General features: G+C 33.5%; 17 protein-coding genes. 10 read left to right on the top strand and 7 right to left on the bottom strand.

Going from position 1 to position 23,864, the window contains the following annotated elements; genetic code table 11:
- Both LPB248_RS13485 and LPB248_RS13480 read right to left on the bottom strand, forming a co-directional pair.
- A complete protein-coding gene (locus tag LPB248_RS13485) occupies positions 1–2,256 on the bottom strand; it encodes a TonB-dependent receptor domain-containing protein (RefSeq protein ID WP_177211902.1) in 2,256 nt (751 codons plus the stop codon).
- Positions 2,257–2,371: 115 nt separating this feature from the next.
- Positions 2,372–3,430, bottom strand: a complete 1,059-nt coding sequence (locus LPB248_RS13480; RefSeq protein WP_177211901.1) for a helix-turn-helix domain-containing protein — start codon at positions 3,428–3,430, stop codon at positions 2,372–2,374.
- A gap of 92 nt (positions 3,431–3,522) precedes the next feature.
- Between LPB248_RS13480 and LPB248_RS13475 the strand changes: the two genes are divergently transcribed.
- The 4 genes from LPB248_RS13475 to LPB248_RS13460 all read left to right on the top strand — a co-directional run bounded on the left by LPB248_RS13475 (position 3,523) and on the right by LPB248_RS13460 (position 9,444).
- The gene (locus LPB248_RS13475) at positions 3,523–3,750 is read left to right on the top strand and encodes a hypothetical protein (RefSeq protein WP_177211900.1); all 228 of its coding nucleotides are present in this window, start codon (positions 3,523–3,525) and stop codon (positions 3,748–3,750) included.
- Between the two features lie 90 nt (positions 3,751–3,840).
- Positions 3,841–7,275, top strand: coding sequence for a hypothetical protein (locus LPB248_RS13470; protein WP_177211899.1), 3,435 nt, complete (start codon positions 3,841–3,843; stop codon positions 7,273–7,275).
- A 63-nt stretch (positions 7,276–7,338) separates the two neighbouring features.
- Positions 7,339–7,914 (top strand): hypothetical protein, encoded by a 576-nt coding sequence (locus LPB248_RS13465; protein WP_177211898.1) that lies wholly within the window; start codon positions 7,339–7,341, stop codon positions 7,912–7,914.
- Between the two features lie 450 nt (positions 7,915–8,364).
- Positions 8,365–9,444 (top strand): glycosyltransferase, encoded by a 1,080-nt coding sequence (locus LPB248_RS13460; RefSeq protein ID WP_177211897.1) that lies wholly within the window; start codon positions 8,365–8,367, stop codon positions 9,442–9,444.
- A 144-nt stretch (positions 9,445–9,588) separates the two neighbouring features.
- On the opposite strand, the gene LPB248_RS13455 is transcribed toward LPB248_RS13460, so the two are convergent.
- From LPB248_RS13455 to LPB248_RS13445, 3 genes are all read right to left on the bottom strand, one after another.
- On the bottom strand, positions 9,589–10,899 hold the full coding sequence (locus LPB248_RS13455; protein WP_177211896.1) for a porin: 1,311 nt from the start codon (positions 10,897–10,899) through the stop codon (positions 9,589–9,591).
- Between the two features lie 163 nt (positions 10,900–11,062).
- The gene (locus LPB248_RS13450) at positions 11,063–12,148 is read right to left on the bottom strand and encodes a sensor histidine kinase (RefSeq protein ID WP_177211895.1); all 1,086 of its coding nucleotides are present in this window, start codon (positions 12,146–12,148) and stop codon (positions 11,063–11,065) included.
- A gap of 168 nt (positions 12,149–12,316) precedes the next feature.
- Complete coding sequence (locus LPB248_RS13445) at positions 12,317–13,000, bottom strand: response regulator transcription factor (protein ID WP_008465097.1); 684 nt, start codon at positions 12,998–13,000, stop codon at positions 12,317–12,319.
- Between the two features lie 244 nt (positions 13,001–13,244).
- Here LPB248_RS13445 and LPB248_RS13440 point away from each other — a divergent pair, with 244 nt between their 5' ends.
- The 4 genes from LPB248_RS13440 (at position 13,245) to LPB248_RS13425 (ending at position 19,104) form a co-directional block, all read left to right on the top strand.
- Positions 13,245–16,019, top strand: coding sequence for a TonB-dependent receptor (locus LPB248_RS13440; RefSeq protein WP_177211894.1), 2,775 nt, complete (start codon positions 13,245–13,247; stop codon positions 16,017–16,019).
- Positions 16,020–16,223: 204 nt separating this feature from the next.
- Complete coding sequence (locus tag LPB248_RS13435; RefSeq protein ID WP_177211893.1) at positions 16,224–17,354, top strand: hypothetical protein; 1,131 nt, start codon at positions 16,224–16,226, stop codon at positions 17,352–17,354.
- A 207-nt stretch (positions 17,355–17,561) separates the two neighbouring features.
- Positions 17,562–17,900, top strand: a complete 339-nt coding sequence (locus LPB248_RS13430; protein WP_095928275.1) for a T9SS type A sorting domain-containing protein — start codon at positions 17,562–17,564, stop codon at positions 17,898–17,900.
- 223 nt (positions 17,901–18,123) lie between these two features.
- On the top strand, positions 18,124–19,104 hold the full coding sequence (locus LPB248_RS13425) for an acyl transferase (protein WP_177211892.1): 981 nt from the start codon (positions 18,124–18,126) through the stop codon (positions 19,102–19,104).
- A gap of 204 nt (positions 19,105–19,308) precedes the next feature.
- Here LPB248_RS13425 and tyrS read toward each other — a convergent pair whose 3' ends face one another.
- A complete protein-coding gene (gene tyrS / locus LPB248_RS13420; protein ID WP_177211891.1) occupies positions 19,309–20,604 on the bottom strand; it encodes a tyrosine--tRNA ligase in 1,296 nt (431 codons plus the stop codon).
- Positions 20,605–20,851: 247 nt separating this feature from the next.
- On the opposite strand from tyrS, the gene LPB248_RS13415 reads away from it, so the two are divergent.
- Positions 20,852–22,087 carry an outer membrane beta-barrel protein gene (locus LPB248_RS13415; RefSeq protein ID WP_177211890.1) on the top strand — a complete coding sequence of 412 codons (1,236 nt, stop codon included), beginning with the start codon at positions 20,852–20,854 and terminating at the stop codon, positions 22,085–22,087.
- A 283-nt stretch (positions 22,088–22,370) separates the two neighbouring features.
- Positions 22,371–23,372, top strand: a complete 1,002-nt coding sequence (locus LPB248_RS13410) for an NAD-dependent epimerase/dehydratase family protein (RefSeq protein ID WP_177211889.1) — start codon at positions 22,371–22,373, stop codon at positions 23,370–23,372.
- Here the strand turns inward: LPB248_RS13410 and LPB248_RS13405 are convergent.
- Positions 23,367–23,855, bottom strand: a complete 489-nt coding sequence (locus LPB248_RS13405; protein ID WP_177211888.1) for a DUF4296 domain-containing protein — start codon at positions 23,853–23,855, stop codon at positions 23,367–23,369. The genes LPB248_RS13410 and LPB248_RS13405 overlap by 6 nt on opposite strands.
- Between the last annotated feature and the right edge of the window lie 9 nt (positions 23,856–23,864).

The raw sequence follows: 23,864 nt of genomic DNA, 5'->3' as shown, positions 1-23,864 counted from the left end.
TTACCTCGCCCTGTTATTCTCCGACTGCTCCACTTCTGACTTTTTATAATTCGTCTTTTTTGAATCTCCAAAACTGTATGTTGCAATCAATTTAAAATAATTGCTGGTATAGGTTCGGTGGTAATAAATTTGCGTTTGTCCGACATTGTAATCACCAGAAACCATAAACTTATGAAAGATGTCGTTTGCCGTAAAATTAAGTTTTAACGCATCTTTAAAAAAGTTTCTCTCTATTCCTAAAGTTACGGTCGAACGGCCATTTTCACTTCCCAATCCATAACTTCTATCGCTTAAATACCAAGCCAAAAGTTGGAGTTTAAAAAGTTTAGGAATCGTAAATGTATTATTAGTATATAAATAGATCTGAGGTTCTACAGGACTAAACGCAAATGCATAATAATTGTCTACCGATTTCTGCCAGGTAATGCTCGCTGTATTAACAGAATTCCACCATTTGTAATTGAAAGATCTAGAAAGCGAAGTAAAAAAAGTATGGCCTTTATCAAGATTCAATGCTCTTAATATGTAGCTGTTTGGCGTATCTCCGCGCAAAGCCGCTGCCGAAATGGGATCAATTTTATAAGTATAGCCAACTTTAAAATCGAACTTTTTATACATAGAACCTATTTCAAAAGCATGTGTTTTTTCTGGAAGCAGATTAGGATTTCCTTCAATTGTCGTAAACGGATCCTGATAAATCACATAAGGATTTAGAGCCTGATATCTAGGTCTTGTAATTCTGGAAACATACGAGAAATGCCCTTTCCAATCTTCTGAAAGATTAAAATTTAAAAGCACGTTTGGAAAAAAATTACCGTACGATTTATCAAACTTCTGAATTCCGTTAGCATTTGTAAATAAATCGTAACTTGTTTTTTCCCCTCGTACACCAAGAGAAAAATTGACTTTTTCGTTCAATGTTCCGATATAATTAAAGTAAGCTGCTGCAATATTTTCGTTGTACTCAAAATCACTCGAAAGTTCGTTATCCAACTCAAAATTTATTTCATCATCAGAAATTAAAAAATCTGTTCCAGAGTTTATCGTTGCGTGACTAAATTTCGCTCCTATTTCTAGTTTTGTTTTTTCATCTATTTTCTTCGAATAATCGGCTTGAACTGCAATTATATTAATTCGGCTTCCCACATTATTCTTTAAATATCTCTTCGAATCTGTTTCCTCAATCTCACTATTTTCGTCAATAAAATCTCGTATGGTCTGATTGTAATTCGAAAATTGCGATCCAATAAATAGTGTCGAGCCTTTAGCCGTTGTCCAATTATAATTCAAATTGACAAACTGATTTAACAAAACATCATTTCGATCAACATCTGTGGCATAAAAACTTTTTCCTGAATTATTAGTTATCGTATTCCTGCTTTCTGTAATTCCGCCCAAATCATTCACATTGCCACTGTATGCCAATGAAATATAATTATTTGGAGAAAAACTATATTGAAGCCCGAATCCAAAATTAGAATAATTGTTAAATCTCCTTTTCCAATCCGTTGTCAATTCCGATTTCATATAATCATCAGGATTTGGGCGTGTTCGGGTTGTATACAGTAATTCGCGGTTTCTTCCTAATTGCAATCCATAATTGGTGACAAACGAGAATTTTCCTTTAGAATAACTAAAATCAAAAAGCGTGTTATAACTCGTTCCTCCAAATTTAGAAACGGTTACATGCTGATTAACAGTTCCCATTACACCGCTTTCACTTTTTTTTTTGGTTATGATATTGATGACCGCTTTTCCTTCGGCATCGTATCTCGCAGAAGGATTAGAAATGACTTCGACCTTCTGAATCTGCGAAACGGGAATAGCAGCAAAACGTTCGTAATTAATCAAAACTCCGTTGAGATAAATAATGGCTTCCCCTTTTCCAACAACACTGATTTCACCGTCGGCAACCACAACATTTGGCACTCTTCCCAACAATTCGTTTACCGAACTGCTGGTTGCCAAGACGGTTCCGTTTACATTGACATCAATATTTCCGTTGGCTCCATATTTTAATAATGAAGGTTGGCTTTTTACAACCACTTCATTTAACGCATTGTGCTCTTTCTCTTTTTCATTTTCTTTCTCTTTAATGATTAGAGTATCTTGAGCAGGCTTTAGTAACTTTCCGAAGAGTACATCATCACTATAATGACTTTTATCTGTAACTTTTTTTATGCGTTGTGCTTTTATCTCTATTGATAAAAAGACCAGAAAAAAAACATAAATGATAACCAATTTTTGAAATCTCATAAACTTTAGCAATTAGCAGTTTGACTTTTATTTAGAACAAAAGTCTTCTGAAAATCAATAAATGAGATTCCAAAAAGTGAAATCAGGAGTACGGATTTATAAATTAATACCCTGTTTAGGACTGTAAGGCCTGAAGTTGATAGTTAAGCGGCGTAGTTCCCGTATGTTTTTTGAATGCTGTGAAAAAAGTTGATTTAGAATTAAAACCAACATCATAACCAACAGATTCTAAAGTTAATTTATCTGAAGAAGTGATAATTTTACAAGCTTCGTTGATTCTAAATTCATTTACATAACTGGTAAAATTCTTTCCTAAATTATTATTCAGAAACTGTGATAATTGATGGCTTGAGATATTAATTTCTTGAGACAGATCTTGAAGTGTCAAGTTTGGATTTTTATACAAACTTTTTTCAGACATAACCTTTTCCAGTTTTTCTGACCAAAGTAATGCTTCTTCCGAATCTATTTTTTTACTCGAAATCTTTCCGTTCAATAAAAACAAGTCGTCTGTTTTCTTTCTGTACAAAAGAATTGAAATTCCTAAATATAAAATAAACGAAAAAACAACTGCACCACTTATGTAAGTTGCTGCAGATGCTCCCATAATTGCCAAGAAGTAAAATAGAAATAAGAGAAAATTACCCAAAAACAACATTCCGAACCACATTTCTGACGGAGTTGTTTTTTCTTTTCTAATCAAGATTTTTCTTAGCACTTTGCGAAGTTCGTAACCCGCAAATACAATATAAACAAACCATTGAAAATAAATGATTCTTATAAAAAAGCCTCCCCAAAGTTTCGGGTATACTTCATACGGATACAAAATGCCGACAGCAACGATTAATGTTCCCCAAAATGCTAGAATAAATTTCCATGATTTGGGCATTATCTGAACTTCATCGACTGCCGATTTAATAAAATAATACAAACAAGGTCCGATGAAAAAACAAGCTGTAAGTCCAAACTGAAGATACATTTTTGGTAGTTCGGGATGAAAATAAACAAATACAGATTTTGCAATTCGGATACTTAGCGCAAATAAAAGTGCACCCAGAAAATAATTCGTCAGGTATTTTTTCTTGGTAAAAAAGAAAAAATACACTCCGAGAATAATTCCGTTGAAAGCTCCTAAAGCACTAAAAAAGAATAGAAGTTCTTTACTAGTATCCATAATTTAAATTGATTATATCCTAAACAAAGCTAAAATATTATTTTTAAATGGAAATTAATTAACTTTATAACAGCCAAATAATTCCATGAATTATGAAAAACATAAACGATCCAAGCGAAGAAACTAAAAACCAATGGGAAAATGATCCCGATAATTGGATTTGGGGAATGTTTTATTACAATCCAAAAGACAAAAGATCTTATTTTCCAAAAAGAATAAGTGAATTTGGATGGCATGCCAATTATGCAAATCCTATTTTCATTATAATCATCGCGTTCTTTGTTTTGATAATTTTGGCTTTTATTAAAAATGGAAGATAAGATATACTATTGACCAATAAATCTAAAATAACCTACACTGCAATTCACAATTATAAATACTACTTTTGACTTTTTAGAGTTAGAGTATTTATGTTGAAAAAATTACTGTTTTTGACGGTTTTCTTCTGGTTTTCTGCGCTTCAGGCTCAGGAAACTGAATCACTGTACAAAACCAAAAAAGTAATGGTTTCAAAAGACACTATTCGCCTTGAAAAAGTTGCCATCAACTCTGGATTTTTTGAAATCTTAAATACAAAAAACCAACCAATCGATTCTACTTCTTATAAAGTCGATTTTCAAAAAGGATATTTACTCTTAAATGAAAATTTCCAATCGGTTTCAGATACGTTAATTGTCAATTATCTTAATTATCCAGATCTTTTAACTAGAGAATACAGCCTTTACAAATCGGATCAGATTGTAAGCGGCGATGTTGGATCAGACAAATTATACCGAATCGACAATAATTCAAATGCAAAAAAAGTAACTCCTTTTGACGGTCTTGAAACTTCTGGAAGTATTACGCGTGGTGTTACGGTTGGTAATAATCAGAGTACGGTTCTAAACTCCAATTTAGATTTACAAATTACAGGAAAGATTTCAGACAAAGTGAGTTTAAGGGCTTCACTTCAAGACAATAATATTCCGCTGCAAGATGGCGGCTATTCACAGAAACTTGATCAATTTGATAATATTTTTATCGAACTTTTTAGCGATGATTGGAACATTCGCGCCGGCGATGTCTTTTTAGAGAACAGGAAAACTCAATTTTTGGGCTTTAATAAAAAAGTTCAGGGACTTTCTGCCAACTTTGATTTTGATACCGAAAAAAGCAAAACCAACGTTTTTGCTTCGGTTGCTTTTGTAAAAGGCCAATATGCCAAAAGCACGTTTACAGGTCAGGAAGGAAATCAGGGTCCGTATAAACTAAAAGGGCAAAATGGCGAATTGTATGTTTTGGTAATTTCGGGTTCGGAGCGAGTTTATGTAAATGGCGTTTTATTAAAAAGAGGCGAAAACAACGATTATGTTATCGATTATAATGCAGGAGAAATTGTCTTTACGTCGCTTTTTACCATTACTTCGGAAATGCGTATTAATGTGGAATACCAATATTCTGAACGAAATTACAATCGTCTTGTAACATATGCAGGTGCAACTCACGAAAACAAAAACTGGAGCTTTGGCGGTTATTTGTATTCTGAAAATGATATGAAAAATCAGCCTTTACAGCAAAATCTTTCTCCAGAACAGGTTCAGATTTTAAGTCAAGCAGGCGATGATGTCAATTTGATGAAAGCGCCTTCTGCTTACGAAGACACTTATGCCGAGAATAAAATCTTGTATAAAAAGACACTGATTAATTCGATTGAAGTTTACGAATATTCGAATAATCCTGCCGATGTTTTGTACAATGTTCGATTTAGTCAGGTTGGTGCAAATGCAGGAAATTATATCATTCAAAACAATAATTCTGTTGAACGTATTTATCAATATGTCGAACCAGTTAACGGAATTCCACAGGGAAATTATGAACCAATTGTTCAGCTTGTTGCGCCAATGAAACTTCAAGTGGCAACGTTTTTAGGAAAATATAATCCTGATGAAAAAACATTGGTTGATTTTGAATTGGCTGTTAGTAATAATGATCAGAATTTGTTTTCTACCATTGACGATTCGAACAATGAAGGAATTGCTTTTAAAACCAATCTTAAAAAACGCCTTTTTTCTAGAAGTTGGAATTTAGATGCTTTTGCGAATTATCAATTTGTACAGCAGAATTTTAAATCGGTGGAACGTTTGTATAATATTGAGTTTAACCGTGACTGGAATTTAACGGGAACGCTTTATGGTAATCAAAGCCTTTTGGTTACGGGTTTGAATTTTGATTTATTTTCGAAAAAAGAAACCTCTAATATTGGTTTGTTAACGTATCAATTTGAAAAATTAGATTTTAGCGAAAGCTACACTGGAACAAGACATACAACAAATGCTTTATTTAAACTAAAAAATTGGACGATCGAAAACAATGGAAGCTTCTTAAATTCTGATGCTACAGCTTCGACTTCAAAATTCATTAGAAACCAAACCAGAACCAAGTATCATTTTGGGAAAAATTGGGTTGGAGGGACTATGCAATTGGAAGACAACCAGCAAAAAGACAAAGTTACCAATCAGTTTTCGGCTTTGAGCCAAAGATTTTCAGAATATGGTGTATTTACTGGGCGTGGCGACAGCACTAAGGTTTTTGTGGAAGTTGGTTTTCTGCAAAGACGCAACGATAGTTTGCAAAACGGATTATTACAGCATGTCAACAATTCGCAGACTTATTATTTAAAATCAAAACTAATTCAGAATAAAACAACCGATCTGGCAGTTTATGCGAGTTACCGAAATTTAGATTTTACCGATAAATCGAGACAGAACGAACCTTCTTTAAATTCGAGAATTCTATACAACGATCGCTTTTTTAATCAGTTCATGCAAATTGGAACGGCTTACGAAACGAGTTCGGGAACTATTGCCCAACAAGAATTTACGTATGTAGAAGTGCCAACAGGTCAAGGAGTTTACACTTGGAACGATTATAATGGAAACGGAATTCAGGAATTGGAAGAATTTGAAGTTGCCGTTTACCAAGATCAAGCACGCTATATTAGGATATTTTTGCCGAATCAGGTTTACATAAAAACCAACCAAAATAAGTTTTCGCAATCCTTAACTCTGAATCCGCTGCAATGGCAAAATGAAAAAGGTTTTAAAAAACTGCTGTCATATTTTTATAACCAGACTTCTTTTATAATGGATCGAAAGATAAAAAGTGATGGTGAAAAACTAGAACTCAATCCGTTTGATTCCTCCGAAGAAAATATTTTGGGTTTGAATTCGAGTTTCAGAAACAGTTTATTTTATAACCGAGGCAAACAAAAACATTCGGTTACGTATTCTTATCTTATAAATAAAGGAAAGAGTCTGCTCTCTGTTGGTTCACAACATGTGCAGAATTATTCGCATCAAATTCAGTACACACATTTATACCAAAATAGCTGGCTATTTAATTTCTTCACCAAAACCATAAAAACCGATTTGGTTTCAAAAGATTTTGCTGAGAAAAATTATGACATTCAAGGTTGGCAGTTGGCACCAAAAGTCAGCTATTTGTTTTCGAAAAACACCAAATTGGATTTCTTTTATGAGCTTCAAAACAAAAAAAATCAAATTGGAAATCACGAAACTTTAGACCAAAACAGAATCGGAACTTCTTTTTCTTATGCAGGCGAAAAGAAAGTTACGCTTAATGGAGAATTCTCTTTTTATGAAAATAAATTTAATGGAAATGAATTTTCATCAGTCGGTTTTCAGATGCTCGAGGGACTTCAAGCGGGATCAAATTTGGTTTGGAAACTGCTTCTGCAAAAGAACATTACGTCATTTTTGGATATTAATTTAAATTATCAAGGAAGAAAAAGCGAAACCGGAAATACGATTCATACAGGAAATGTTCAGCTTCGTGCATATTTTTAATGTAACACGAAAAAGATGACAATAAATTGCTTAATTTTAATTGAAATTTAAACTTTTAGCCTTATGAAAAAATTAGTATTGTTCTGTTTGATGGTTGCTTTCTCTTCTAATTTTTATGCTCAGGAAACAACTGCAAAAACCACGAAAAGTAAAACTGAAACTTCGGCGAAAAAAGCGAAAGCAAGTGCTGACAAAGCTTCGGCTGACGCAAAAAAAGAAGCCACAAAATCTAAAAAAGCCGCTGATGATGCAAAAACTGCTTCAACAAAAGCCAAAAAAGAATCTGCTGACGCAGCAAAAAAGACTGCCGACAAACAAGCGGCTAAAGCTAAAGCTGATGCCAAAAAAGCTACTGTAGAATCTGATAAAGCAAAAACAACGGCTGACAAAGCAAAAAGCACAGCTGACAAAACCAAAGCCGACGCTAAAAAAACAACCGCAAAAGCTGACGCTACAAAAAAAGACGCCACTGCTGCTAAAAAAACAGCTAGTAAAACTTTAAAAGAAACTAACGAAAAAGCGCCATCTGTACCAGACAAAGTAACTGGCGAATACAACGGTAAAAAAGTATACACTGGCCCAAGAGGCGGTAAATACTACATTAACAAAAATGGTAATAAAACGTATATTCAAGATTAAGGTACTGAGGGACTAAGGTTCTGAGGTGCTAAGGTTTTAATACGAGACTTTGAAGAAGCTGTCCTTTTGGACAGCTTCTTCTTTTTGTAAGCTTCGGAGAAGCAAAATATTTATAGAAATTGCAATTCTCAGAGATTTAAAAGCTCCAGCGGAGCGACATGTTTTTTATAATCGAATATATGTTGCTCCGCTGGAGCTCTTTGTCTTTTCGCAATTGGATTTCTATAAATATGTCGCCCCGCTGGGGCTTGCCGATAGAGAAATTTTATAAATATTCTTTTAACTCTAAATGACTGTATTTTTGAGATAACCTCTTTTTTTATTCAATCCAACAAGCCTTAAAACCTTAGTTCCTCAGCACCTTAGAACCTTAAATTAATAATTTAGTAATACCTTCGAAATAACACAGAAAACATATTTGTCTATCTTCGTTTTTAAAACGTGTTAAAAATGAGCATTGATTATTCTGCGAATAAAACTATTTTAGTAGCTCCATTAAATTGGGGACTTGGACATGCCACTCGATGCATTCCGATTATCAAAGCGCTTCAAGAGAATAATTATATTCCGATTATCGCCTCCGACGGCGTTGCGCTGGCTCTATTACGAAAAGAATTTCCTTATATACAAACTTTAGAATTGCCTTCTTATCATATTGAATATGCTAAGAATGGTAAAAATTTTAAATGGAAGCTGATTAAAAATCTTCCGAAAATGATTACTGCTGTTTTGGATGAGAAAAAAATGGTGAATCATTGGATTAAAAAGCATGGCATTGATGGCATAATCTCAGATAATAGATTGGGGGTTTTCAGTAAAAAAGTGCCTTCTGTTTTTATGACTCATCAATTGAATGTAATGACTGGAAATACAACTTGGTTTACCAGTAAATGTCATCAGTATTTCATAAAAAAATATAATGAATGCTGGATTCCTGATACTAATGGAAAAGTGAACTTAACGGGAGATTTGGGGCATTTAAAAAATAATGAACTGAATCTAAAATACATCGGCCCGTTGAGCCGTATGAAGAAAAAGGATACTCCAAAAATATATGACTTGATGATTATATTGTCTGGTCCTGAACCTCAGCGCACTTTCTTGGATGAAAAACTGCAGAAAGAAGCAGCAAATTATCCTGGTAAAGTAGTTTTTGTACAAGGTAAAGTAGAAAAATCGCAAGAAAAATGGCAGGCTGGAAATGTTACCTATTACAATTTTATGAACTCGAAACAGCTGGAACAGACTTTTAACGAAAGTGAGTTTGTATTGTGCCGTTCGGGTTATACTACTGTTATGGATTTGGCAAAGCTGGGCAAAAAAGCTTTTTTTATTCCGACTCCAGGACAATATGAACAGGAATATCTGGCCATAAAACTTCAAGAAGAAAATCTAGTTCCTTACGCAATGCAAAATGACTTTACGATCGAAGATTTATCAAAGGTAAAATCGTTTAAAGGATTATCCCAATTTGAAAATAATATCGACTGGGATTCGCTATTTACTGTTTTCGAAAACAAAATAGCATAATTGCACCAAACTAGTTCACTTAAAGCCTTATCACTATAATAAAAAACCTCCAGCTTTAGCTGGAGGCAATTCAAATTTTAGATAACAAAATCAGTTTTATCAGCGTTTTTACGATAGTAAATCTGTTTTTTAATCTGTATGCTTTTAGAAATTAAATTGTGCTTGCAGTCTCAACACATTTCCTTGCTGTCTGTTTATTGGTAGCGCACTATCTTCAAAAGTTCTGTCTGCTACTACATATTCTGCAGTTAACTCTAAAGCTTTAATTGGCTGCCATTCAATACCGAATTCATAATCTCTAACTACGTAGCTTCTAGCATCTTTTTCATATTTTTTTCCTCCGTCATAATATTGAAATTTGGCGAAAGGATAAATACGCTGTTTTTTAATATCCCATTTATAGTTTAATAAAACGTAACCTCCGTTCAAATCGGTTTGGTCGATTGTATTGGTAAGTGTATTGTATCGAGGTCCTGTTCCAATATTGTATTCGGTTTGAATACCAAATGGTCTAGGATATAAAACAAAAGTTGCTCCCACTCGCTGATCTTTTACATATTGAGGGTCGTTAACTGTAACTCCTGGCGAAACTTCTCCTGTAAAAGCCCATTTACCTGTATAAGCCTGAATTCCTGGTTCTATAATCTGACTTCCAATTACAAAAGGGTATGATACTCTCGTTACCACGTTTAAATCACGATTTCCATCCAATTTATTGGCAATCTGTCCATTATAAACACCAAAGGCAAAAACTCCAAAATCTCCAGAACCTTTATAGCCATCTCTAACCAACATTTCAAAACGTTGTCTAATTTCGGCTGGAGCCCAATAAAAGAATATCCCTAAATCACGCTCATTCAAAATTGAGCTGTTGATCGCGTCAGCACGGTCTAAAGATAAACGCTGCGAACTTGACTGCATATTTTCGAAGCCGTATGGAATTTTACTCTGTCCAACGCGAACACGATATTCTCTTTTTTTATCAAAGGAAAGATCAAAATATAAATCACGAATCTGCACAAAATTATTAACCCCACTAGCTGGAGAACTGGCAAAGTCTGGCTGGAAATAGAAGAATACATTCGGATGAACTTGCCCAGAAAATACTAAACGGGCACGACGAATAAAAAGCCCATTGTTTGCTTTGGCATCAGGAGCTGTAGAAGTTGTTCCCCAAGATCTGTCACATTGCTCACAAGAAACTTTGTCGTTTGTAGAGAAAAGACCATTGTATCTAATTTGTGCATAACCTCTCAAAGAGATTCTATCATACCAATGTTCTTCAACTCCTCCTCCAGATTTAGTTTCCGGAAGTTTTGCTTTGTTTATAGAATCTAAAATACGCATTACTTCGTTTTTTACATCCTGTTTGTTTAATTCTTTTTTATCTGTTTCCTGCGCATTAGCCGCACAAGTTAGCAGTAATAAAACGGCTAATAATTTTCTTTTTATCATTAGTTCTCTAATTCCCTTAATTTCAGGATGCAAAGATGGAGCACCTATGTTAAGAAATCATTAACCAGATGTTACTATAATAAAAATTTAATGTTATGGCCTAAATCCAAATGTTTATTTATTGTTAAACACCTTTGTTTTAGGGCTTTTAACAAAAGTGACGTTACGATTTTTTAACGTCAGTTTTTGCTGTTTTATTTGCTTTTTCGAGCGTAAAAGAGAATTCAGAGCCAATTCCGAACTCACTTTCTACATAAACTTTCTCTTTATGTGCTTCAATAATATGCTTTACAATTGCCAAACCTAAACCAGAACCACCTTCAGATCGTGTGCCGCTTTTATCCACTCGGTAAAAACGTTCAAAAAGTCTTGGAATATTTTGTTTTTCAACACCTTCTCCGTTATCGCTAATACGAATTAAGACTTTTTTCTTGGTTAAATTTACTACGCCGACTTCTGTCAGACCGCCTTCTTTTCCGTACTTAATCGAATTTACAATCAAGTTTTCAAGCACTTGCTGTATTCTGTCCTGATCTCCTCGAATCATTACAGACTGCACATTTTTACTTTCAAAAGCCAATTTGATTTTCTTTTTATCGGCTTTCATTTCAAGCAGTTCGAAAACATTCTGAATTAATTCAACTATGTCAAAATCAGTCATATTTAGATCTAAATCGCCCGATTCTAATTTGGTAATCATATCTAGATCTTCTACTATATAGATAAGACGCTCTACTCCTTTTTCGGCACGTTTTAAATATTTCTTTCTGATATTTTTATCGTCCATTGCGCCGTCAAGCAAAGTTGAAACGTAACCTTGAACCGTAAATAAAGGTGTTTTTAGTTCGTGCGAAACGTTTCCTAAAAACTCTCTTCTATATTGTTCACGGATTTCGAGCATTTCGATTTCTAGTTTTTTATCCGTCGCAAACTTTTTCACTTCACGCGAAAGCGTTTCCATATCGGTATTAATCGGCTGATTAATTAATGTTGTGGATTCTAGCAACGAAACCTCATCGTAAATTTTCTTCACTCTTCGGTAAATAAAGCGTTCTACACGATACTGTAAAACCAGAAAAGAGAAAATATAGATTACGATTATGAAAATTATTCCAAACGCAACTTGATGTTTTAATTGGTTTTTATAAAATAATGACATTAACATCAGTACAAATGCTGTTGTAAAAAGACTGATATACAATGCCGATTTTATGGCGAATTTGTATGTTTTTTTAAAATTAATCTTCATTGAAAAAATTGAACCATTAAGAAATTAAGAGAATTAAGTGTAACTCAAAAACCATATAAAAAACTGAAGTCAAGTAAACTTCAGTTCCTTATATGGTTTAAATGTATTGAATATTTTTAAAAGATTTTAAATGGATTTAAAAACTAAGTGCCTTAGCATCTTAAAAAATTAAACTTCAAATTTATAGCCTACACCTTTTATGGTTTTAAAAAGATCTTCGCCTATTTTTTCGCGCAGTTTTCTGATGTGAACATCGATTGTTCTTCCTCCAACCACAACTTCGTTACCCCAAACTTTATCCAAGATTTCGTCTCTTTTAAAAACTTTCCCAGGTTTTGAGGCCAACAGATAAAATAATTCGAATTCTTTTCTTGGCAAAGCAATTTCTACATTGCCTTTTATGATTTTGTATTCCTCACGATTAATCTCGATTCCGCCTACATTTAAAGTATCTGTAACAACTTCTTGTTCCTTTAACCTTCTTAACAGCGCCTTTACTTTTGATACCAATAATTTTGGTTTAATTGGTTTTGTAATATAGTCATCGGCACCTGCATCAAAACCAGCTACTTGAGAATAATCTTCGCTTCTTGCTGTAAGGAATGTTATGATAACATTATTTAATTCAGGAATTTTTCTAATATGCTCGCAAGCCTCCATTCCGTCCATTTCTGCCATCATCACGTCCATAATGATTAATTCTGGCAACTCTTTCTGTGCTTTTGCTATAGCATCTTTTCCGTTAGAAGCTGTAACAATCTGATAGCCTTCCTGAGCAAGGTTATAGCCAACGATTTCTAAGATATCTGGTTCGTCGTCAACTAATAAAATCTTAGTTTGTGTTTTTTTCATAAATAGCAAAAATTGAGATTTTTATATCGAAACTTCTTCATTAAACATTCGATATTTCTTATTTCACAGGGTAAATATACTAACAAAAGAACCTTTAAAAAATGGTGTTAACCGTAATTTAATCTCGTAACAATTTGATAATCTTAACAACACAAAAACATAACAAGTCGGTAACATGGACTTCACAGAGCGGTTCTTTCTTTGCACAAAAATAATTAAGACACAAACACAACACTGAAAAAAAATGAAATTCAATTTAAGATTTCTCTTTATTGCATTATTTATCTGTACGATTTCGATCGCGCAAAACAAAGGTACGATTTCTGGAGTTCTGACCGACAAAGATTCGAACAACGCAGCTCTACCATTTGCTAATGTTTTAGTTAAAGGTACAAATATTAGCGTAAATACCGACGTTGACGGAAAATATTCGTTAAGCGTAAATCCTGGAAATTATACTTTAATTTTTAGTTTCTTAGGATATGAATCTGTAGAAGCTCCGGTTGCCGTAAAAGCAAACGAAACTATAACAGTTAATCAAGGACTTTCTTCTGGAAGCTATACTCTTAAAGATGTAGTCGTAAAATCTTCTGCAGGAAACAAGCAAAAAGAATCTGCATTATTATTAGATCAAAAAAATGCAGTTCAATTTAAAGCTGCTATTGGTGCTGAGGAAATTGCAAGAAAAGGAGTTAATGATGTTGCCAACGCTGTTGCAAAAGTGAGCGGGGTTTCTAAACAAGACGATTCTGGAAATGTTTTCGTACGTGGATTAGGTGACCGTTATAACGTAACTACTTTAAACGGACTTCCGTTGCCATCAAACAACCCTGCTAACAAAAACATTCTTTTAGAAATTTTCTCTACAAACATTGTAGATAACATTGGAATCAGTAAAACTTTTGAAGCTCAAAATTATGCCGATTTCGGAGGAGCTAATATCGATATTAGTGCAAAGAAATTCAGCGGAAAACCTTTCATCAGCTTTTCAGTTGGTACTGGAGCAAACACAAATGTTTTAGGACAAGATCATTTTTATCTTCAAGACGGACCTACTTATACAGGATTTAAAAAAGTTGGTGTGCCAGATGCTCCATTATTGCCATACAGCTATGCAACAAGCTGGGACAGACAAGAAAGTAAAAATGTATTAAATGCTTTTTACACTTTATCTGGAGGAAAAAGATTTCAAATAAACGACGAAAGTTCTATTGGTGCTTTTGTTACAGGATCTTTCAGTGCAAAAAACAAATTCACTCAAGGTTACAGCAGAGGAGGAATTACTTCTGATGGAGATATTTATTCTGACTTTATCAGAACAGCTTACAAACATAACACTACAACAACAGTTATGGGTACAGCTGATTACAAAATCAACAAAAACCATTCGATCTTCTTTACTTCTTTATTCTTAAACTCTAGTGAGCAAGACTATAGCGAGTACGAAGGAACTAACATCAACTTTGATGGTGGTGGAGATGCTCAACAGCAAATTAGCGGTTTTATCAAACGTGGAACTTTTGAAAGAACGCAATTAGTGGTAAACCAATTAACAGGAAAAAGCAAATTCAACGATCAGTGGAATTTAAACTGGGGTGTAGGTTACAGTATGTCTGACAGTGCAATTCCAGATCGTATGCAAAACTCTTTCGTGTATGCTCCTAATGCTATCGATTATACATTTTTCACCAACTCAAACATCAACAACCACAGATTTTTTCATGACTTAAAAGAAAATGAAATTGCTGCAAATGTTGCTCTTTCTTATAACTTCAAAAAAGGAAGTGATGACACTTACAAAGGAAAAGTAACTGTTGGTTATTCTGGAAAATTCAAAAATGTAGATTACGACATGCAACAGTTTTCGTTCTTCCCGAACAGAACTACAATTTCTTTCCCAAAAGAAGATATTCACCATGTAGATAACTATTTAGATCCTGCACATTGGGGTTCATCTTACTCAAACAGAATTCACCAAACATATAATGGAAATTTAGATATTAACGCAGCATTTGCTAACGTTCAATATTCTTTAACTGAAAGATTGAGCGTAATATTAGGAGCAAGATTAGAGCAATTGAATCAGAATGTATTCTATATCACAACAACAGTTCCATCTGGAGGAAACTCTGACGATTCTAAATTCAATATTTTACCAAGCTTAATTTCAAAATATACTTTGAATGACAGACAGAATTTAAAATTCTCTGCTAGTAAAACCTATACTCTTCCTCAGTTTAAAGAAAAAGTGCCTATCATTTACGAAGATGTTGCACAAGCTTACGAAGGAAACCCAAGATTATATGCTTCAACAAATTACAATTTTGATTTAGGATGGGAATTTTTCCCAAAAGCAAGTGAGTTAATCTCTGTTACTGCATTTGGTAAAATCATTCAAAACCCAATCAACGAAATGTTCTTGAATTCTTCCTCAAATGATATTTCTTATGCAAATACAGGAGACAAAGGAACAGTAGCGGGAGTTGAAGTTGAGTATAGAAAAGATCTTTTTGAAATTGAAAAAAGAGATAACTTAAAAACAAAACTTTCTTTTGATGCAAACGGATCATATTTATATACCAAACAAGATCTAAGCAATGAAAAAGTAAACAATGAAAATGATTTTGGAGCTAACTTTACTTTTACATCAAGTAAATTAACAGGAGCTTCTAATTTCCTTGCCAATGCGAACTTATCTTTCTTAAATGAATTTTCAGAAAACACAGATATTTCGGCAACAGTTTCTTACTCATATTTTTCAGATAAATTAGCTGTAATCGGAACTTCAAGAGTTGGAAACATGGTTGATAAAGCAGTAAACAAACTAGACTTTATTGTAAATTCAAGTTTGACTAAAAACTTAAAAATTGGTCTTATTTACAACAACATTTTAAATCCAACTTTTAAACGTGTACAAGAACAAGGAGAAGTACCTGGAAAAGAGTCTGTAGGAGACATTACTGTAACTTCATACAAAGCAGGTTCAGATCTTAGACTTACTTTAAACTATACATTCTAAGAAAAAGATTTTCAATAAATTACAAAAGGCGATTGGTTATTCCAATCGCTTTTTTTTATCCAAAATTGCAATGTAAATTTTATATTAAGACACTGCATTTTTAACCCATTATACTTAATAGATTGTTAATATCGTCTTAACTCAGCAAAAACATATGTTCGTTTACTTTGCCTTGAATAAATAAAACAATAAAACACAACAAAAATGAAAAAAAGTTTATTTGCAATGGCTGCAATATTAGGACTTGCTTTGACAAGCTGTAGTTCTGATGACAATAAAAAAGACACAAACAACAGTTCTTTTGTTTTAAAGGTTGACGATTTAAAAGGAGAAATTAAAGACGGTACAGTAACTTTAGATCCTACTCAAACTTATACATTAACTGGAGGTTTAGTAGTTAAAGGTGGAGCTACTTTAGTAATTCCTGCTGGAACAGTAATTAAAAGTTCTCCTACTGCAGAAGCAACTTCTTTATATATCGCTGTAGAAAGAAACGCTAAAATCAACATCAACGGTACTGCTGCTAAACCAGTTGTTATGACTTCTGGAAAAGCATCGCCTGCTCAAAGTGACTGGGGTGGATTAATCATCGCTGGTAACGGTAAAGTAAACACTGGAGACAATGGTACTTCTGAAGTAGGTGGTTTAAGCTACGGAGGTAATGACAATGCAGATTCTTCTGGAAACATTAACTTCTTAAAAATTTCTTACACAGGTTCTAAATATACTGCTGAAAAAGAATACAATGGAATTTCTTTCTTCGGAGTAGGTTCTGGAACAGTAGTATCTGATATCTATGCTTTCGAAAGTGGTGATGACGGAATTGAGTTCTTTGGTGGAGCTGTAAACGCTTCTAACTTGACAATCATTAACTCTTATGATGATTCATTAGATTTCGCTGACGGATGGCAAGGTACTGCTACAAACGTATACATTAAAGGTGTTTCTAAAGCAGGTGTTGAAGGATCTACTAACGCTAAAGATCCAAGTGGAGCTACTCCAATGACAAATGCTAAAGTAACAAACATCTCTATCGTTAAAGGTGGTGCTACTTTCTTAGCTGACGAAAAAGCAATCAACTACAAAGAAGGTGGTGGAAAACAAACTTACACAAACCTATATGTTGCTGATGGAATGCCTGCTGCTTTAACTAAATTATCTGCTGATGCTGGTGTAACTGCAAATCTTGCTGCTGGTAACTTTACTATCACAAACTACACTTTTGGAGCTTCTGTAACTAATCTTACAGGTCCTAAATTGGCTGGAACAAGCACAGGAAACCTAGGAGCTGGTAATGGTGCTGAATTACCAACTTGGGCTAACTGGACTAAATAATAAAAGTTAGATTCTAAATAATAAAAAGCTGTCTGAATATTTCAGACAGCTTTTTTCATTTTAGCTTTTACAGTACGTATAAAACCATATTGTTTCTTAATCACTTCGAATACATAATGTTAAAAACATCCTAAAAATTTAGCATGTTTTTTTTTGGCGTCATTTTTGTAATTTTTTTTGTATATTTACAGTAATCAAATACATGCGATGGCAAAAAACTACTTTTATATTACTTTCTTATTGGCATTTTTCTTTACTGTAAGCGTCTCGGCGCAAGACAGCAAGCAATTACCAAAAACTCAAGAATCTACTTCTATCGAGGGTCTAAGCTTGTATCCTAATCCAGTGACAAATGGAAAAGTCTATATCTCATCTAAAAACGATTTAGAGAAAGAAATTATTGTGTTTGATATCTTAGGTAAAAAAGTATTGCAAGCACATTTAGTATCAAGAGAACTAAGTGTTGCAGAATTGCCACCAGGTGTTTACATCATCAAAATAAGCGAACAGAACGCATCGGCAACCCGAAAACTCATTATACGATAAAAAAGCTCCTTTGGAGCTTTTTTTAGTTTTCAGTCACAGTCGCAGTTTTCAGTTTATGTACTTTGCTGAAAACTGTGACTGAATACTGCAACTGAAAACCGAGCCTCAATACTTCTTCAATTATGCCCTTTAGTAAAAATCCTCACCGAAAACTGAGACTGAAAACTGAGACTGAAAACTGAGACTGAAAACTAAAAAAAAGTATCTTTGCAAAAAAAAAGTTTTGATTACAGCCAGCGATATCTTTACCATTTCAAGTCAGAAACAATTTGAAAAAATAGCATTAAAAGTGTTTCGTTTTCAGCATGAGAACAATAAAGTGTATCGTGAATTCTGTGATTTTTTGAATGTTAATCCACAACAGGTAAAATCACTGCAGCAAATTCCTTTTTTACCTATTCAGTTTTTCAAAAGTCATGATGTCGTTTCTAATACAGATCCTGCTCAAGTAACTTTTACCAGCAGCGGTACAACCGGAATGATTACCAGCAGACATTTAGTGACCGACGTTTCCTTATATGAGGAAAGTTACCGCAAAGGATTTTCTCAGTTTTATGGCAATATTGAAGATTACGTTGTTTTAGCCCTTTTGCCGTCTTATTTAGAACGCGAAGGCTCTTCGTTAATTTATATGGTCGAAGATTTAATAAAACTCTCTAATCAGCCTGAAAGTGGGTTTTATCTACACAATCACGACGACTTAATCAAAAAGCTTCTTGAATTAGACGAAGCAGGCCAAAATGTAATTCTAATTGGGGTTACTTATGCTTTATTAGATCTAATTGAAAAACACCAATTCAACCTTCAAAATACCATTATTATGGAAACTGGAGGAATGAAAGGAAAAAGAAAAGAAATGATTCGTGAAGAATTGCATGAAATACTCTGCAAAGGTTTTGGAGTTTCATCTATCCATTCAGAATACGGAATGACTGAACTTTTAGCGCAAGCCTATTCTTTAGGAGATGGAATTTTCGAATGTCCGTCTTGGATGAATATTTTAGTTCGCGATCCTGAAGATGCTCTCACTTACGTGAATGACGGGAAAACTGGTGGAATCAATGTCATAGATTTAGCCAATATCAATTCATGTTCTTTTATAGCTACGCAGGATTTAGGCAAAAAATATTCCAACAACTCTTTTGAGGTATTAGGGCGTTTTGATAATTCTGATATTCGTGGGTGTAATTTGATGGTTCTTTAAATTGGTTAATCGTTGATTTGGTTAATCGTTTAATCGATAATATGATTATCGATGATTTTCTGGATTAATCAAACGTTTCTACCGATGAAACATTCCTACGGAATGATTAAAAAAAAATCCCAATATTCTTTTCGAACATTGGGATTTATATATTTCATGTAAAAGATTTTGCTGAATCGATTAAACAATTAACCAATTAAACAGTTAAACAACTCTTATTACAAAATAATTTTTCTTTCCACTTTGCAACAATACAAATTGATCGTTAATTAAATCATTTGCTGTTAAAACAAAATCTTCTTTTATTTTTTCTCTGTTTACAGAAATTGAGTTTGCCGTTAAGGCTCTTCTTGCTTCTCCGTTAGATTTAAAAAAACCTGTTTTTTCGTTTAAAACCGTAACAATATCCAATCCGTTTTCTAAATCAGTTTTTGTGATTTCAGCTTGCGGAACTCCGTCAAAAACTTCTAAGAAAGTCGCTTCATCCAATTTTTTCAAATCTTCTGCAGTTGAATTTCCAAACAAAATATTTGAAGCCTGAATCGCTTTTTCTAATTCTTCACGATTATGAACAAAAACAGTAATTTCTTCAGCTAATTTCTTTTGTAAAACTCTTAAATGTGGAGCCGTTTTATGCTCTTCAATTAACGCATCGATTGTTTCTTTATCTAAGAAAGTAAAGATTTTGATGTATTTCTCAGCATCAACATCTGTTGTGTTTACCCAAAATTGGTAAAATTTATAAACAGAAGTTTTATCAGCATCTAACCAAACGTTTCCTCCTTCAGATTTACCAAATTTAGATCCATCTGCTTTTGTAATCAAAGGAGTTGTTAACGCGTAAGCTTTAGCATTTTCTCCTCCCATTCTACGCACTAATTCTGTTCCTGTGGTAATATTACCCCATTGGTCAGAACCACCCATTTGCAGAATACAGTTGTTGTTTTTATATAAATGATAGAAATCGTAACCTTGAATTAACTGATATGTAAATTCTGTAAAAGACATTCCCTCACCTTCTCCGCTAAATCTCTTTTTCACAGAATCTTTAGCCATCATATAGTTTACGGTAATTCTTTTTCCAACTTCACGTGCAAAATCGATAAAAGAGAATTCTTTCATCCAATCGTAGTTATTCACCATTACTGGTGCATTTGCTTCGGTTGAATTAAAATCTAAGAAACGAGACAAAACACTTTTGATTCCAGCTACGTTTTTAGCTAGAGCTTCTTCATCAAGTAAGTTTCTTTCATCAGATTTACCAGAAGGATCTCCAATCATTCCTGTTGCTCCACCCACTAAAGCGATTGGTCTGTGACCAAAATTCTTTAGATGAACCAATAAAATAATCTGAACCATACTTCCGATGTGCAGTGAATCTGCTGTTGGATCAAAACCGATATAGGCAGTGGTTGCTTCTTTTAGCAATTGTTCTTCCGTTCCAGGCATACTATCATGGTATAACCCGCGCCATTTTAATTCTTCAACTAGATTCTTCATTTTTTAAATAATTTGCGCAAATGTAATCAATGTCAATGGCAATCACAAAAAGCAATTTCATTATCAACAATAAAAAGCCATTTCAATATAAAATTTAATCCTTTAATCTAAAAACATGATACTGAGATTCATTCGAAAACTCACTTTTCTCGATACAAAAGTCCAAAGGATAAAAAAATCTATTTACGGAAACACGTAAAAATCTATTTTATTTTTTCTTTAGATTCGCCCACCAAAAACTACCAAAATGAAAAAAACTTTTTTACTTATTCTTTTTCTTTATTGCACCTTGAGCAATGCACAGGTTTCTTTTGAAAAAGGATACTTTATTTCCAACAATGGAATACGAACAGAATGTTTCATCCGAAACTTAGATTGGAAAAACAATCCAACCGATTTCAAATATAAGTCCCAGATTGGCGACAATGATTCCAAAACAGAAACCATTGCTAATGTTCAGGAATTTGGTATCGACAATACTGTAACTTTCAAAAGAGCCAAAGTAAAAATGGATCGTTCCAGTGACAATTTAGACAAACTATCAGAAACTGGACAACCTGTATGGGAAGAAAATACTCTCCTTCTAAGATTATTAGTTCAGGGAGAAGCAACACTGTACTCGTATACTGACGGAAATCTTATCCGATATTTTTACGAAACAAAGAGCATTCCATTAGAACAACTTACATATTTAAAATACACTTTGACAAAAGGAGATAAATCAACTGGAGAATTAAGAGAAAATGATTACTACAAACAGCAATTAAATAACAATGTAAGATCAGCCAATACAGCCGATAGTGAGATTACGAATCTAAAATATAAAAAATCTGATCTTACCAGATACTTTCTAAAATACAATAATACCGACAACAAAACAAAAAGCGGTGTACTATCTAAATCTAGTGAAGGTCATTTTCATTTAAAAATAACACCTGAGCTTAGTTTTATCTCAGGATCTATGAATGATGGAGACAGTCCGTCAATAGATGTAAATTTAGATAGCAATACTAATTTAAAAATAGGCTTGGAAGCAGAATATCTTCTTCCTTTTAATAATAACAAATGGAGCATCTTTTTAAACCCGGCTTATCAAAAATACGAAACCACTAAGCAATATAGCAGACCAGGTCTTTTTGCGGGATCTCCTTCTATAACTCGTAATATAGAGATTAAATACTCCAGTATCCAGGTTCCGATCGGATTGCGTTATTATTTTCTTATCAATAACAATTCAAAAGTTTTCATAAATGCCGCTTACTCTTTTGATATAAATGGTAAAGCAAGTTTATCTTTTGATAAAAATGCAGAACTTGAAAGTAAATCGGGATCTAATTTCGCTTTTGGAGTAGGTTACAGCTTTAAAAACAAATTCAGTGCTGAGATTAGAACAAACACCAAAAAACAGCTATTAACGGATTACAACACCATTTCTGTTGAGTATAAAGCCATTGATTTGGTATTTGCATATACTATCTTCTAATACACAAATCGAAACTTCACAAAAAGATACTAAAGCAATGGATAAACATTTGTCCGTTGCTTTAGCTTTTTAAATAATTTACGTAAATACAATCAATGGCGATAACAAAAAAATCTGCCACTAAGTGGCAAAGTTTTTTGTTTCTATAAAATTTACGCTAAGCCTTCACACAAAAAAGCAAAAACTTTGCGTCTCAGCGCCTTTGCAGCAAAAAGAAAAAAACCTTTGCAACTTTGTCCCTCTGCAACTTTGCACCTTTCCAACAAAAACTTATCTTTACAACATGATATTAGTAACTGGCGGAACAGGTTTGGTAGGCTCACATTTATTGCTTCATTTAATAGAAAATGGAGAAAATGTTCGGGCAATTTATAGAACCGAAAAGAGTATCCAGAAAACAAAGTCGGTTTTTGATTTTTATAAAAAAACAGATCTGTTTGAAAAAATCAATTGGCTTGAAGCCGACATTCTAGACATACCTTCGCTTGAAACTGCTTTTATCGAAATTAAACAAGTATATCACTGCGCAGCATTTATTTCATTTGATCCGAAAGACGAAGAAATCCTGAGAAAAACTAATATTGAAGGAACTGCAAATATGGTCAATTTTGCGATTGCCAAAGAAACAGAAAAGTTTTGCTATATCAGTTCGATTGCTGCTTTAGGAGATATCGCACCTCACGAAACACATATTACCGAAGAAACAGACTGGAATCCTGAAAAACCGCATAGCGATTACGCCATTTCTAAATATGGTGCCGAAATGGAAGTTTGGCGCGGGCATCAAGAAGGATTAAATGTTATTATTGTAAATCCAGGAGTAATTTTGGGTCCGATAAAAATGATGGATATTTTTGATGAAGGCAGCAGCGAGATTTATCGTAAAGTTTCTAAAGGACTTTCGTTCTACACGCTAGGAAGTACAGGTTTTATCACTGTTGATGATGTGGTAAAAACCAGTTACGAACTAATGAGAAGCGATATAAAAAATAAACGCTTTACACTCATCACAGACAATATTGTTTTCAAAGATCTTTTAAACACCGTTGCTGATGCTTTAAAAGCAAAAAGGCCTCATATTCATGCTACACCTTTTTTAATGAATGTATTATGGATGGCTGACGGAATATTTGCTACTTTATTTTTCAGAAAAAGAAGCATTACAAAAGCAACTGCAAAGGCTTCGTACTCAAAGAATCTGTATAGTAATGAAAAAATAAAAACCGCTCTAGGAACGGTTTTTACTGATATTCATAAATATATTTTAGAAAGCTCTAAATTATAAATCTCTTCTGTGCTTTCTTTGTGCCATTTTAATTGAATCGATGTTGACTTTCGGAATTCTTTTGTGAACTGAATCCTTCGAAACCTCTTTCATTTCTTTGGGCTTATTTTTATTTGCTTTAGCCGCTTTCTTTTCATCAATTTTAGCTAATGAATCTGCTGCTCTCTGGTTTACAGCAATTCTTTTATTTACCTCATCAAACATGTCTTTATAACGATCATAATCCGAAGCATAATACATATTGTTCTGCGCAAATTGAAGACTGTCTACTTTGTATTTTTTCAAAATAAACCTCGTTGGATCGTTATCTATTGAATCTAAAGACAATGGTTTCTGATATCTCATTGCTTCCAAAAGAGATAAATCATACATAATATCGATCATCTTATCTTTCTCTATAAGCTTTGCAGGCTGTTTTACCACCTCTTTTTTACAGCTTACAGAAAGAAACAAAACCAATAGTATTACTATAAAATTCTTCATCGTCTTTTT

Origin of the sequence: Flavobacterium sp. LPB0248 (genome assembly GCF_013388355.1) — a bacterium.
Lineage (GTDB): Bacteria > Bacteroidota > Bacteroidia > Flavobacteriales > Flavobacteriaceae > Flavobacterium.
Note: the sequence above shows the minus strand (reverse complement) of the source record. Positions and strands in the feature narration are given on the sequence as shown.

Coding starts and splice junctions, on each gene's coding strand:
- LPB248_RS13480 (WP_177211901.1), bottom strand. CDS start 3,430: ATGGATACTAGTAAAGAACTTCTATTCTTTTTTAGTGCTTTAGGAGCT.
- LPB248_RS13465 (WP_177211898.1), top strand. CDS start 7,339: ATGAAAAAATTAGTATTGTTCTGTTTGATGGTTGCTTTCTCTTCTAAT.
- tyrS (WP_177211891.1), bottom strand. CDS start 20,604: ATGAAGAATCTAGTTGAAGAATTAAAATGGCGCGGGTTATACCATGAT.
- LPB248_RS13410 (WP_177211889.1), top strand. CDS start 22,371: ATGATATTAGTAACTGGCGGAACAGGTTTGGTAGGCTCACATTTATTG.
- LPB248_RS13440 (WP_177211894.1), top strand. CDS start 13,245: ATGAAATTCAATTTAAGATTTCTCTTTATTGCATTATTTATCTGTACG.
- LPB248_RS13435 (WP_177211893.1), top strand. CDS start 16,224: ATGAAAAAAAGTTTATTTGCAATGGCTGCAATATTAGGACTTGCTTTG.
- LPB248_RS13450 (WP_177211895.1), bottom strand. CDS start 12,148: ATGAAGATTAATTTTAAAAAAACATACAAATTCGCCATAAAATCGGCA.
- LPB248_RS13445 (WP_008465097.1), bottom strand. CDS start 13,000: ATGAAAAAAACACAAACTAAGATTTTATTAGTTGACGACGAACCAGAT.
- LPB248_RS13470 (WP_177211899.1), top strand. CDS start 3,841: ATGTTGAAAAAATTACTGTTTTTGACGGTTTTCTTCTGGTTTTCTGCG.
- LPB248_RS13455 (WP_177211896.1), bottom strand. CDS start 10,899: ATGATAAAAAGAAAATTATTAGCCGTTTTATTACTGCTAACTTGTGCG.
- LPB248_RS13430 (WP_095928275.1), top strand. CDS start 17,562: ATGGCAAAAAACTACTTTTATATTACTTTCTTATTGGCATTTTTCTTT.
- LPB248_RS13475 (WP_177211900.1), top strand. CDS start 3,523: ATGAAAAACATAAACGATCCAAGCGAAGAAACTAAAAACCAATGGGAA.
- LPB248_RS13415 (WP_177211890.1), top strand. CDS start 20,852: ATGAAAAAAACTTTTTTACTTATTCTTTTTCTTTATTGCACCTTGAGC.
- LPB248_RS13460 (WP_177211897.1), top strand. CDS start 8,365: ATGAGCATTGATTATTCTGCGAATAAAACTATTTTAGTAGCTCCATTA.
- LPB248_RS13405 (WP_177211888.1), bottom strand. CDS start 23,855: ATGAAGAATTTTATAGTAATACTATTGGTTTTGTTTCTTTCTGTAAGC.
- LPB248_RS13485 (WP_177211902.1), bottom strand. CDS start 2,256: ATGAGATTTCAAAAATTGGTTATCATTTATGTTTTTTTTCTGGTCTTT.